This is a genomic window from Segatella oulorum F0390 (genome assembly GCF_000224615.1).
GTDB classification, from domain to species: Bacteria; Bacteroidota; Bacteroidia; order Bacteroidales; family Bacteroidaceae; genus Prevotella; species Prevotella oulorum.
On the sequence record NZ_JH114215.1, the window covers coordinates 437,554 to 449,958 of the forward strand.

10 protein-coding genes are annotated in these 12,405 nt (G+C 45.6%); 6 read left to right on the forward strand and 4 right to left on the reverse strand.

Annotation, left to right across the window (positions count from 1 at the left end):
- Nucleotides 1-33: 33 nt before the first annotated feature.
- The gene (uvrB, locus tag HMPREF9431_RS01885; RefSeq protein WP_004379377.1) at nt 34-2,076 is read right to left on the reverse strand and encodes an excinuclease ABC subunit UvrB; all 2,043 of its coding nucleotides are present in this window, start codon (nt 2,074-2,076) and stop codon (nt 34-36) included.
- Nucleotides 2,077-2,236: 160 nt separating this feature from the next.
- Here uvrB and HMPREF9431_RS01890 point away from each other — a divergent pair, with 160 nt between their 5' ends.
- The 5 genes from HMPREF9431_RS01890 to rpiB all read left to right on the forward strand — a co-directional run bounded on the left by HMPREF9431_RS01890 (nt 2,237) and on the right by rpiB (nt 6,601).
- Nucleotides 2,237-3,082 carry an outer membrane protein assembly factor BamD gene (locus HMPREF9431_RS01890; RefSeq protein ID WP_004379378.1) on the forward strand — a complete coding sequence of 282 codons (846 nt, stop codon included), beginning with the start codon at nt 2,237-2,239 and terminating at the stop codon, nt 3,080-3,082.
- A gap of 15 nt (nt 3,083-3,097) precedes the next feature.
- A complete protein-coding gene (locus HMPREF9431_RS01895; protein ID WP_004379379.1) occupies nt 3,098-3,436 on the forward strand; it encodes a DNA-directed RNA polymerase subunit omega in 339 nt (112 codons plus the stop codon).
- A complete protein-coding gene (locus HMPREF9431_RS01900; protein ID WP_004379380.1) occupies nt 3,436-3,894 on the forward strand; it encodes a DUF4293 domain-containing protein in 459 nt (152 codons plus the stop codon). The genes HMPREF9431_RS01895 and HMPREF9431_RS01900 overlap by 1 nt, the downstream gene beginning before the upstream one ends.
- A 186-nt stretch (nt 3,895-4,080) precedes the next feature.
- A complete protein-coding gene (locus tag HMPREF9431_RS01905) occupies nt 4,081-6,105 on the forward strand; it encodes a transketolase family protein (RefSeq protein WP_040560686.1) in 2,025 nt (674 codons plus the stop codon).
- A 58-nt stretch (nt 6,106-6,163) separates the two neighbouring features.
- The gene (rpiB, locus tag HMPREF9431_RS01910) at nt 6,164-6,601 is read left to right on the forward strand and encodes a ribose 5-phosphate isomerase B (protein ID WP_004379382.1); all 438 of its coding nucleotides are present in this window, start codon (nt 6,164-6,166) and stop codon (nt 6,599-6,601) included.
- Between the two features lie 700 nt (nt 6,602-7,301).
- Here rpiB and HMPREF9431_RS01915 read toward each other — a convergent pair.
- Complete coding sequence (locus HMPREF9431_RS01915) at nt 7,302-8,105, reverse strand: MBL fold metallo-hydrolase (RefSeq protein WP_004379383.1); 804 nt, start codon at nt 8,103-8,105, stop codon at nt 7,302-7,304.
- A 111-nt stretch (nt 8,106-8,216) separates the two neighbouring features.
- Between HMPREF9431_RS01915 and HMPREF9431_RS01920 the strand changes: the two genes are divergently transcribed.
- The gene (locus HMPREF9431_RS01920; RefSeq protein WP_155812913.1) at nt 8,217-8,663 is read left to right on the forward strand and encodes a hypothetical protein; all 447 of its coding nucleotides are present in this window, start codon (nt 8,217-8,219) and stop codon (nt 8,661-8,663) included.
- On the opposite strand, the gene HMPREF9431_RS01925 is transcribed toward HMPREF9431_RS01920, so the two are convergent.
- Together HMPREF9431_RS01925 and uvrA are read right to left on the reverse strand one after the other, a co-directional pair.
- Nucleotides 8,602-9,528 carry a glycosyltransferase family 2 protein gene (locus HMPREF9431_RS01925; RefSeq protein WP_004379385.1) on the reverse strand — a complete coding sequence of 309 codons (927 nt, stop codon included), beginning with the start codon at nt 9,526-9,528 and terminating at the stop codon, nt 8,602-8,604. The two genes, HMPREF9431_RS01920 and HMPREF9431_RS01925, sit on opposite strands and share 62 nt — an antisense overlap.
- A 14-nt stretch (nt 9,529-9,542) precedes the next feature.
- Nucleotides 9,543-12,365 carry an excinuclease ABC subunit UvrA gene (uvrA, locus tag HMPREF9431_RS01930; RefSeq protein ID WP_004379386.1) on the reverse strand — a complete coding sequence of 941 codons (2,823 nt, stop codon included), beginning with the start codon at nt 12,363-12,365 and terminating at the stop codon, nt 9,543-9,545.
- Nucleotides 12,366-12,405 lie beyond the last annotated feature (40 nt).

Consider the following 12,405-nt stretch of genomic DNA (forward strand, 5'->3'; position numbering starts at 1 on the left):
AGTGCAATCAAGATATCCGATTTCCTTGCAAACTTATTTTTCGCTGAGCAAGGCTTCGAGCCTGACGATTTCGTCACGATATTGTGCGGCTTGCAAGAAATCGAGTTCCTTGGCAGCCTGCTTCATTAGCGCTGTGGTGTTGGCAATGCTCTTTTTGAGCGCTTCTTTGCTCATGCTGCGGCTGATGGGGTCGGCCACAAAGGCTTCGCCCACGGGGGTGAACAGTGCATATTTTGTGTCAGGGGCTTCCTTTTTCTGCCGTGTATCGTCATTGCCGGTAGTTTGCTCCATCAGCGACGAGCCAATTTTCTTTTCAATGGGTTGGGGCACGATGTGGTGGGTTTCGTTGTATTGCATCTGGATGCTACGGCGGCGTGCCGTTTCATCGATGGTGCGTTGCATGCTCTCGGTGATACTGTCGGCATACATAATGACCTTGCCATGTACGTTGCGTGCCGCCCGCCCGGCCGTTTGTGTCAAGCTGCGATGGTTGCGCAGAAATCCTTCTTTGTCGGCATCCAAAATGGCCACCAACGACACCTCGGGCAGATCGAGCCCCTCGCGCAACAGATTAACACCCACTAAGACATCGTAGACACCGGTACGCAGATCGTTCATGATTTTCACACGGTCTAACGTGGCCACGTCGCTGTGGATGTAGTTGGTTTTGATGTCGTGGTTTAAGAGGAACTCGGTCAACTCTTCAGCCATTCGTTTTGTGAGTGTAGTCACCAACACGCGCTCTTGCAGGTCGATGCGATGGAGTATTTCGGCCATGAGATCGTCGATTTGGTTTTCAGATGGGCGCACTTCGATTTCGGGATCTAACAGCCCCGTCGGACGGATGATTTGCTCTACGACTACGCCTTCGGCCTCTTCGATTTCGTAGTTGGCGGGTGTGGCACTGACGTAGATGATTTGGTGAATGAGACTGTGGAACTCATCGAACTTCAGTGGGCGGTTGTCAAATGCAGCAGGCAGTCGGAACCCATATTCCACTAAGTTTTGCTTGCGCGAGCGGTCTCCACCATACATGGCGCCTATTTGTGGAACGCTCACGTGGCTTTCGTCAACGATCATGAGATAGTCTTTTGGGAAAAAATCGAGCAGACAGTAGGGGCGATCACCAGCCTGGCGTCCGTCGAAATAGCGTGAATAGTTTTCGATACCGCTGCAGTGGCCGAGCTCTTTAATCATCTCCATGTCATATTCCACGCGCTCTTTGATGCGCTGCGCCTTGACTTTGTCGCCAATCGATTCGAAATAGGCAATGCGCTCGGCCAAATCATCTTGTATGGCGCGAATGGCATACGTGGTTTGTTCGGGTGTGGTAACAAACAAGGTAGCAGGGTAGATTTCATATTGATTGAAACTGTCGATGCGATGAAACGTGTCGGCTTCTACTTCCTCAATGCTGTCGAGCTCATCGTCCCACCATGTGAGTCGCAACACATTGTCGCTGTAGGTGGTGAAAATATCGACCGTATCGCCTTTCACGCGAAACATGCCTCGTCCGGGAGTAATGTCGTTTCTCACGTATTGCGCACTCACCAATCGACGTAGAAACTCGCTCATCTCTATTTGCTTTCCCTTTTGAATGCGAATGATGTTTTCTTCCATTGCAATGGGCGCCCCCATGCCATAGATGCACGAAACGGACGAAACAATAACAACATCTTTCCGCCCTGAAAGTAGCGCAGAGACGGCACGCAATCGCAACTTGTCGATTTCGTCGTTGATAGCTAAATCTTTTTCAATATAGACGTCGGTCGTGGGAAGATAGGCTTCGGGTTGATAATAATCATAATAGGATACATAATATTCCACAGCGTTGTGTGGAAAAAAGCCTCTCATCTCTTCATAGAGCTGCGCAGCCAATGTCTTGTTGTGGCTCAAGATAAGTGTGGGCTTATTGGCTTGTGCAATGACGTTGGCCATAGTATAGGTTTTGCCCGAACCCGTAACACCAAGCAGCACTTGCGCAGTTGTCCCGTCGTTAATTCCATCGACTAACTGTTGTATAGCCTGCGGTTGATCTCCCGTAGGCTTATAGGGTGAAGTAAGTTCAAATTTCATTTGTGTATCCTTATTACAAGCCGCAAAGTTACCTTTTTTTTAAGAAATAGCTTGCGGAGGCGGCATAAAAAGCATGGTCGCATAGCGAAAGTACTAAAAAGTGTTTTCGTTACTTTGTAGATTATGAAAAAGTAGCTACCTTTGCGCTAAATTATCCAATATGAGAAAGAACGGAATACTTTTGTGCTGCATGGCAATCTTGTTTGCGGGTTGTGCACAAGAGTTTACAAAGGTCTATAAAACAGAGAATACTCAATATAAATATGAGTATGCCAAAGAGTGCTATGCGGAAGGGAAGTTCGCACAGGCAATTACTTTGTTGACAGGACTCATCAATATAGAAAAAGGCACCGATAATGCGCAGGAAAGCCTCTACATGTTGGCCATGGCCGAATATAACAGCATGGATTATGAGGGTGCAGCGCAAGCTTTTAAGCGTTATTACCAGTCATATCCCAAAGGTTATTTGGCAGAAATGGCACATTATTATGAGGGGCAAAGTCTGTATATGGGAACGCCTGAGCCACGTTTAGACCAATCGATGACTGTTACTGCAATAGCTGCATTCCAGACCTATTTGGATCTCTATCCTGATGGGAAATTGAAGGATGAAGCACAGAAGCGACTTTTCGAATTGCAGGATAAGTTGGTTTTGAAAGAGCTTTATTCTGCAAAGTTATATTTTAATCTTGGAACGTATTTTGGTAATTGCACAGAAGGGGGAAATAACTATGAGGCTTGTATTGTTACCAGCCAGAATGCATTGAAAGATTATCCATACTCTAATTTGCGTGAAGACTTCTCTGTACTGATTATGAAGAGCAAGTTCGAGTTGGCTGAACAGAGTGTTGAAGCAAAGAAGTTAGAGCGTTATCAAGATGCGGAAGATGAATGTTATGGCTTTATCAATCAATATCCTGATTCAAAAGAAAAGGCTACGGCAGAGAAATATATCGCAAGATGCAAGCGGTTTACAATGCGTCATTCTAACGAAAATCAATTATAAAATCATATAAATAATATGGACTATAAGAAATCAAAAGCGCCTGTGAATACAGTGACACGCAACATTATGGACTTAAGTCGGGAAACAGGAAACATCTATGAAAGTGTTGCTATAATTGCTAAGCGGGCAAATCAAATTTCAGTAGAGATTAAACAAGACTTAAATAAAAAGCTGTCAGAGTTTGCTTCATATAATGACACCTTAGAAGAGGTTTTCGAAAATCGTGAGCAAATAGAGATTTCGCGCTACTACGAAAAGCTCCCCAAACCAACACTTTTGGCCACAGAAGAGTTTATAGAGGGAAGTGTTTATTGGCGTGACCCCACACGTGACAATTACAATCAAGAGGGTTAATGATACAGCGCAAGCAAACTTTATATCTGCTTATTGCATTAGTTCTAACATTTGTCTGCCTTTCCTTTCCTTTGGCAACATTTGTTGGCAACGATTTGCACATGGATACGTTGGTAACCAATCTGTGTGAACGTTTGGGGCGTGGAATTCCCAACTTTAAGACTGTTCCACTATTTGTGTTGCTTTTGCTCACACTGCCACTCAATGTGTGGGCAATATCCGCATTCAAAGCGCGTAAATTTCAAGCAAAGTTGTGCTTGATAAACGTTATTTTATTGGTGTTGTGGCATGTCGTTGCAATTTATTTCTTATTCTTTAGCATTGAACGTCAAGATACAACATTGGAAATTCGTTTCACAGCTTTCTTTCCATTGACATCTTTATTGCTCTATGTTTTAGCACGCCACGCCATTTTAGCAGATGAAAAATTAGTTCGTGCGGCAGACAGAATTCGATAATGTATCACATACATAAAAATAATCCTCTATGGCAAAATCAGTCATGGAGGATTTTTTGTATTTCAAAGATTATCATTCAAAGAACTTAAAATAAACAGGAAATCAGAGCAAGAAAAGCAAAAAACATGCAATAGCGGTTGGCTATCTAAATGAAAAATGGTATATTTGTGCACCAATAATAGAGCAATGAACAACATTAACGTAATGAATCACGCAGCAGACAATATTCGTATTCTTGCTGTAGCAATGGTAGAAAAGGCGCATTCCGGACATCCTGGTGGTGCGATGGGTGGCGCAGATTTTATCAATGTCCTTTTTTCTGAATATTTAGTTTATGACCCTCAAGACCCCGCATGGACTGGGCGTGATAGATTTTTCTTAGATCCGGGTCACATGAGTCCGATGCTTTATGCAGCATTGGCCTTGCGCGGTTATTTTTCTTTGGGCGAGCTTCAAGCCTTTCGGCAATGGGGGTCTGTTACACCTGGACATCCCGAAGTTGATGTTTTACGTGGCATTGAAAACACCTCTGGCCCATTAGGGCAGGGACATGCGTTAGCTGCCGGAGCCGCCGTAGCCGAGAAGTTCCTTGAGGCGCGGTTAGGTTCGGTAATGATGCAGCATAAAATTTATGCTTATATCAGCGACGGTGCCGTTCAAGAAGAGATCTCTCAGGGCGTCGGGCGTATTGCAGGTAATTTGGGTTTGAACAACTTGATTATGTTTTATGATGCCAACAATGTACAGCTTTCCACACAATGCGATTTGGTCAGTACCGAAGATACAGCCATGAAGTATAGAGCATGGGGGTGGAAAGTGGTTACGATTGACGGGCACAACGTAGACGAAATTCGCCATGCACTTGATGAAGCCATTGCCGAACCACAACGCCCGACGTTGATAATCGGTAAAACAATCATGGCAAAAGGTGCATTGAAAGAAGATGGAAGCAGCTATGAGCACAGCGTGAAAACGCATGGTGCGCCACTTGGTGGAGATGCCTATGTCAACACCATAAAGCATTTAGGAGGGAATATTGACCAACCTTTTGAGATTTTCGATAATGTGGCACAGCTTTATGCACAGCGAAAAGAGCAATTAAATCAATTGGTTGCAGAGCGTCGGACTGCTGAACGTGCATGGCGCGAAGCCAATCCTGATTTGGCACAGCAGATGGACGAATGGTTTAGTGGCCGCGCTCCAAAGGTTGATTGGAGCGGGCTTACGTTGCAAGAAGGTGCTGCCACACGTGTGGCCAGTGCCGCATGCTTAGGAATTTTAGCGGAGCAAGTGCCCAATATGATTTGTGCATCGGCCGATTTGAGCAATTCTGACAAGACCGACGGCTTTTTAAAGAAAACAAAAGAGTTGGTGCGTGGCGATTTCAGCGGCGCATTCTTTCAGGCCGGTGTGGCCGAGCTGACCATGGCCGATATGTGCATTGGCATGATGCTTCATGGCGGTGTGGTGGCGGCCATGGGAACATTCTTCGTTTTCTCTGATTACATGAAGCCCGCCATTCGGTTAGCAGCCTTGATGCAGACACCGGTGAAGTTTATTTGGAGTCATGATGCTTTCCGAGTTGGAGAAGATGGCCCAACCCACCAACCCATTGAACAAGAAGCTCAGATAAGGTTGATGGAGAAGCTAAAAAACCATGCAGGCTACGATAGTGTGCGGGTGTTCCGTCCCGCGGATGTCTACGAGACGGCCGAATGCTGGAAACTGGCTATGGCAAATGTAGACACACCGACAGCGCTTATTCTCTCGCGACAAAATGTGGACATGCTGCCAGCAGATAATCCTTATGCGGATGTTGCGAAAGGCGCTTATATTGTGAGCGGATCGGATGCGCAACCCGATATTATCTTAGTGGCCAACGGTTCTGAAGTATCGACATTGGTAGCTACGAGCGAAATGTTGCGCCACGATGGCGTGCATGTGCGCGTGGTGAGTGCTCCTTCCGAGGGATTGTTCCGCAGACAGCCCCAAGCCTATCAGGAAGTCGTGCTCCCTGCCGACGTAAAGAAATTTGGGTTAACGGCCGGCCTACCGGTTACATTAGAAGGTCTGGTTGGCATAGGCCCCAAGAGCGCCATTTATGGCATGTCGTCCTTTGGCTTCTCGGCACCCTACAAGGTGTTAGACGAGAAATTAGGCTATACAGCCGAGCATATTTACAAAGAAGTAAAAGCATTTTTAAATCGATAAAAATTAACAAGGGATGGCCGTCTCTGGCTATCCCTTTCACCTTTAAATATACAAGCCTATGGAAGTTAAAACGGTTGGAATAGCTTGCGATCACGCCGGCTTTCCTTTGAAGCAATTCGTAGTTGAATATCTTAAAACGAAAGGTTATGCCTTCAAAGATTTCGGTACGTTTAGCGATGAGAGTGTTGATTATCCCGATTTTGCCCACCCCTTGGCCCAGGCCATTGAGGACGGCGAAGTTTATCCCGGCATTGCCATTTGTGGCAGTGGCGAAGGGATGGCTATCACGCTTAACAAGCATCAAGGTGTGAGGGCCGGATTGGCGTGGAACAAAGACATCGCGCAGCTCACGCGTCAGCACAATGATGCCAATGCAATCGTGTTGCCGGGACGATTTATCGACAACCGAACAGCTGCCGAAATTTTAGACAGCTTCTTTAGTGCCACCTTTGAAGGCGGGCGCCATGAGCGTCGTGTAAAGAAGATTGCGAAATAAAATCCATTCTTGGCGCTTTATTGAAGCACGCTCTCCCATGCAGACTTCCGCTTTCGCCCCATTTTAAAATCGGGTGGACGGCAAAGAAAAGTCTTGGTAATTTCATTGCAATATGCATCACTTCATCCCAAAAAGTGATGCATATTATTGTTTTCTTTGCGCTATATCATCAGACTACCAAGGCGGTTGCACCTAAAAACGAACCGGAAAGATTAGATCCCCGGGAACTAACGTGTTTTTTCTTTGAAATAGATTAGTCCCCAGGGGACTAACGCCTTTACGTTAATGAAATTGAAAAATCCCCCGGGGGCTAACGTGCTTTTGTTAAAAAAATAATTAGTCCCCCGGGGACTAACGTATTTTTTCTTGAAAACAGATTAGCCCCCCGGGGACTAACGAATTTTTTCGCTGAAACAGATTAGTGAAGCAGTAACTAACGTGTTTTTCCGCTGAAACGGATTAGATACACTGTATCTAACGTGTTTTTTCGCTGAAACGGATTAGATACACTGTATCTAACGCATTTTTTCGCTGAAACAGATTAGTGAAGCAGTAACTAACGTGTTTTTTCGCTGAAACAGATTAGTGAAGCGGTAACTAACGTGTTTTTTCGCTGAAACGGATTAGAAACACTGTATCTAACGTGGTTCTGCTCTGAAGCGGATTAGAAACACTGGCGGTGGCGTTGTCCGCCAAAAATCTAAACGAGTTCTTTGTATCCGCTGGGCACTTTCCGCTTCAACACCTCTAAAGCAAAGTCTACCCCGGCGATGATACCATGGCTCTTGAGAATATCTTCAATGGTTTTTTGTGCCAACACCGGGTGATTGTTCTCTTCGCTCAAATGGCAGAGCCAAACCGCCTTCAACGCTGGTGTGGCAAACTGAGCGAGCGCCTCGCCACAAGCGCGGTTGCTGAGATGACCATTGGGACTCGAAATTCGTGCTTTCAGATGTTGCGGATAGGGGCCTTGCTGGAGCATGGCCTCGTCATAATTGGCCTCTATCACAAGATAGTTGGCTTCGCTGATGTGCCGCTGCATATCGGGTGTGACCTGACCGGCATCGGTTATGAGCACGAACGTGATGCCGTGGTAAACAATTTTATAACCCACGTTGTCGGCGCTATCGTGAGGCACATGGAAGGGCGTGATGCTGAAGTCGCCAATGTTGAAAGTGGCATTCGTCTCGATGATTTTCATGTGTTCGGGGACAACTTTCTTCCGCACACAATAGTTGCGCTCTATGCCTTGATGCACTTTATGGGTTGCATATACGTTTATTCCCGGCTCGAGACTAAGATAGCCGGCCGATTTGATGTGGTCGGCATGGTCGTGGGTGACGAGCAAATGATGCACTTTGTCTAAAGAAAGTCCGTAGTTTTTAACGTGTTTTTTCAGCGTTCTAATGCCAACTCCAGCGTCGATAAGCAAACCATCCTGTTCTGTATAAAGGTAGTAGCAATTACCACTGCTTCCACTACCAAATGAAATAAACTTCAGCATTTTTCCTGTTTCTTTGCGGCAAAATTATTAAGAAAAGCCGAGTAAACCAAGGAATTTCACTAACTTTGCGCCGATAACGAGCTTTATTTCATTCAATTTAATTTGTTGTTTGTGCATAAATTTATTTTTTATTTCGCCTCTGCATGCTTATGGTTTTCAACCTCCTCATGCCAGCATTTCACAGATGAAGGCGCGGCTGATGCGTGTGTCGATTCTTTTGCACTACATTATTTCAACTGGCAGTACGAGGCGTGTGTGCCTTATGTGACGGCCGACTCGAAACGCTGGTTGGAATATGCCGCATCGCAAGTGCACGAAGAAGATGTTGAAGCGCTGCGTACTATGACATCGGCAGCAAAATGCGAAGTGGTGTCGCTGCAATATGGTGAGAACGAACAACAGATGAACGCCAAGGTGGAAGTCTCCAGTTTCTTGGCGATGGACACGCTTGGCACGGTGGCGCATCAGGTTGAGAAAGCTGTTTATGCCATTGCCCTTAAACAGCATGACAACCGTTGGTTGGTTGATTTGAATCGGTTGCCGCAAAGAGTGAAATGAGATAGCCTAATTTATAGCTCTTGAAAACATTCAGATTGGGAGCCTTGCTGCACAGCTGAGCTTTCCATGCCTGTTGCTTTCGGCGCCAATAATTAAGATAAATCCAATCAACGTGCCACGCCCGCATCGTTTTCGCAGTGTTGAGCAACTGCGAGAAATCACCTATGCGTTGACGCAACAAGAAAAGATTTCGCAAGCTTTCCTCGGTCTTCCGCACAAATTGCGCATTGCTTTCATAACGATAGAAAAGGACGGGATTTTCAATGTGCACGATAGGAATATTGGCCTTTTGTAGTTGTACTCCCAAGAGCATGTCCTCATAGCCATATTGATGCAGGTTCTCATCGAAAGGACATTGCTGCACCACCTCACGTAGAATAAAAAGATTAGAAGTGCGCAGCTTGCGGTAGGGCTGCTTGACGCGTTCCTTCAGCTGATTTTTTGCACTTGCCGCGCGCTCATAGCAATATCTTAAATTTCTTTCATCCCCCTGCGCTAAAAGGTAACCGCCATAGGCCACACGCGTAGAGTCGCTAAGCTGCATGTAGTTCAAAATATAATCAGCACGTGGGACGACCATGTTGGCATCAATAAACAACAGTGTAGGATATTGCGCCTGCTGAGCAAGAAAGTTTCGGATGCGTGCCCTACCGACATTCTCCTTGCGCATGAGATAAACCACATAGTCAAGTTCTAAGATTTCTTTATTGCGCATGCGGATATGTTCGTCGCAACTGCCATCGTCGGCAACGATAATCTCATAGTGCAAGCCTTCAATGTTTTCGCATTGTTCGGCAAGTTGGCGCACCAATTCCACACAATAGGTGTTGTAACAGGGAATGAGTATGCTAAGCGCTTTCTGCATCCGATTATGCGTGTTTATAGTTTATCTTTCAAATATTTTGCAGTGATGCTGCGTTTGCATCCCATCATGGCCTCTGGTGTTCCTTGGAAAACCAGTTCACCACCTTTATCTCCGCCATCAGGTCCGAGGTCAATTACATAATCGGCACACTTGATGACATCCAAATTATGCTCAATGACAAGAATCGTGTGCCCACGCTCAATAAGTGCATTGAATGCCGTTAGCAGACGTTGAATGTCATGGAAATGGAGTCCCGTCGTGGGTTCATCAAAGATGAAGAGCGTGGGGTCTTGCTTTTCTTGTCCAATGAAAAAAGCTAACTTCACGCGTTGGTTTTCACCGCCCGACAGCGTACTCGAGTTCTGTCCCAACTTGATATAGCCCAAGCCGACATCTTCCAAGGGACGCAAACGGTTAACAATCGTCTTTTGTTTGTGTGCGTCGAAGAAGCTAATGGCCTCGGAGACGGTCATGTTCAGCACATCGTTGATATTCTTGTCGTGGAATTTAACCTCTAAGATGTCACGCTTGAAACGTTGTCCATGGCACGATTCACACTCCAACACAAGGTCGGCCATGAATTGCATCTCTACATTGATGACACCAGCGCCCTTGCATTCCTCGCATCGTCCGCCATCAGTATTGAATGAGAAATATTGTGGAGTGAAGCCCATTTGCTTTGCTAATGGTTGTTCGGCAAATAATTGACGAATAGCTTCGTAGGCTTTTACGTAAGTAGCAGGATTGGAGCGTGTGCTCTTTCCGATGGGGTTTTGGTCGACAAATTCAATGTGCCTGATTGCCTTTACATCTCCCTCTAAAGCTGTGAATTCTCCAGGCGCATCAGCAACTTCGTCAAGTTGTCGTTTGAGAGCTGGGTAGAGAATTCCTTTGATGAGGGATGATTTTCCTGAGCCCGAAACCCCTGTAACACATGTAAACACATTCAGCGGAATGGTTGCATCAACACCTTTCAGATTATTCATGCGTGCACCTTTCAGCATAATGGATTGATTCCAAGTGCGCCGAGAGTTGGGAACAGCGATGGTCTCGGTATGGGTGAGATACTTAATGGTATAGGATTGGGGATATTCTGCAGTGAGTTCTGCTGCTGGTTTTTGCGAAAGCAGGTTCGTGCTACCTTGAAAAACAATATTTCCTCCTAAGTTGCCTGCACCAGGGCCGACATCAATGAGATAATCGGCTGCACGCATGATCTCTTCATCATGCTCAACCACAATCACAGTGTTGCCAACTTCCTGCAGCTCTCTGAGCACATGAATGAGCCTATCGGTGTCTCGGCTGTGCAAGCCAATACTGGGTTCGTCCAAGATATAAAGTGAACCGACAAGCGATGAACCGAGCGAGGTTGTGAGGTTGATACGCTGACTCTCGCCGCCACTGAGCGTGTTGGAAGGACGATTGAGTGTGAGGTAGCTCAGTCCCACTTCAACCAAATAGTTTAAGCGATTTTGAATTTCGGTGACTAAGCGTTTGGATATATCGGCCTCTTGCGGCGAAAGATTTAAATTGCAGAACCAATCTTTCAACAATCCTACAGGCATCTCGACCAATTCAGTGATACTTTTTCCATTTACCTTCACCCAAGTAGCTTCTTTCTTTAGTCGCATACCTTGGCAATCCGGACAAATTGTTTTTCCGCGATAGCGACTCAGCATCACCCGATATTGAATTTTGTACTGGTTTTCTTTTACCATTTGAAAGAACGCATCAATACAAATCTTCTCATGAATATCCATGTCTTTTTCGCTATCAAGACCATGCCAAAGCATTTGTTTATACTTCTTATCCAACTTGTAATAGGGTTCGAAGATAGGGAAATCGTCTTGGGCAGCTCGACGAATAAATTCGCTTTGCCACATCCCCATGCGCTCACCATGCCAGCATTGTACGCAACCTTCATAAACACTCAAGGAAGTATTGGGAATGACTAACTTTTCATCAATACCAATTACGGTTCCAAAACCTTCACAGGTGGGGCAGGCACCTAAAGGAGAATTAAATGAAAACATGTTGTCGTTGGGCTCTTCAAACGTTATTCCATCAGCTTCAAACCGCGTAGAGAAGTCAAAGGCAATATTACTTGGCTGAATGCTGAGACGAAGATTTCCATCACCCTCATAAAAAGCCGTTTCTGCAGCGTCTGTCATGCGCGTGCGGGTATCTTTAGTATGATCAACACGTATGCGTGAAATAACCAAGAAAAAATCTCCAACAGGCTGCTGAAGCAGTTGTGCATTATCTAAAACATCCTCGATACGCACAACTTCTTGGTTGATGAAAACTCGCGCATAACCTTCTTGCATATACATTTCAAGCTGTTTTTCAAGCGTACGATTGTCGCCAAGATGCAAGGGCGCTAAAATGAGAATGGCCGTGCCGTCGGCGTATTCTAACATTTGGTTAACTACATCTTCGGGCGTGTGACGTTTTACCTCCTCACCACTGATAGGAGAAATGGTGTGGCCGATACGTGCATAGAGCAAACGAAGGTATTCGTAGATTTCTGTACTTGTACCCACTGTTGAACGTGGATTGCGCGAAATAACTTTCTGCTCAATGGCAATAGCTGGTGGAAGTCCTTGAATAAAATCACACTCCGGTTTACTCATGCGCCCCAAGAATTGGCGTGCATAAGCCGACAGGCTTTCCACATAGCGACGCTGTCCCTCGGCATAAAGCGTGTCGAAAGCCAAAGACGATTTGCCCGAACCCGACACACCGGTAATCGTAATGAGTTGATTGCGAGGAATACTGAGTGAAATATTTTTGAGGTTATTTACACGAGCCCCTTTTATATCGATTGTTTCATCCATAAAAAATTATCCTTTTCGTGCACACAAAGTTACGCTTTTT

Coding starts and splice junctions, on each gene's coding strand:
- HMPREF9431_RS01925 (WP_004379385.1), bottom strand. CDS start 9,528: ATGCAGAAAGCGCTTAGCATACTCATTCCCTGTTACAACACCTATTGT.
- HMPREF9431_RS01915 (WP_004379383.1), bottom strand. CDS start 8,105: ATGCTGAAGTTTATTTCATTTGGTAGTGGAAGCAGTGGTAATTGCTAC.
- HMPREF9431_RS01905 (WP_040560686.1), top strand. CDS start 4,081: ATGAACAACATTAACGTAATGAATCACGCAGCAGACAATATTCGTATT.
- uvrA (WP_004379386.1), bottom strand. CDS start 12,365: ATGGATGAAACAATCGATATAAAAGGGGCTCGTGTAAATAACCTCAAA.
- HMPREF9431_RS01890 (WP_004379378.1), top strand. CDS start 2,237: ATGAGAAAGAACGGAATACTTTTGTGCTGCATGGCAATCTTGTTTGCG.
- HMPREF9431_RS01900 (WP_004379380.1), top strand. CDS start 3,436: ATGATACAGCGCAAGCAAACTTTATATCTGCTTATTGCATTAGTTCTA.
- HMPREF9431_RS01895 (WP_004379379.1), top strand. CDS start 3,098: ATGGACTATAAGAAATCAAAAGCGCCTGTGAATACAGTGACACGCAAC.
- uvrB (WP_004379377.1), bottom strand. CDS start 2,076: ATGAAATTTGAACTTACTTCACCCTATAAGCCTACGGGAGATCAACCG.
- rpiB (WP_004379382.1), top strand. CDS start 6,164: ATGGAAGTTAAAACGGTTGGAATAGCTTGCGATCACGCCGGCTTTCCT.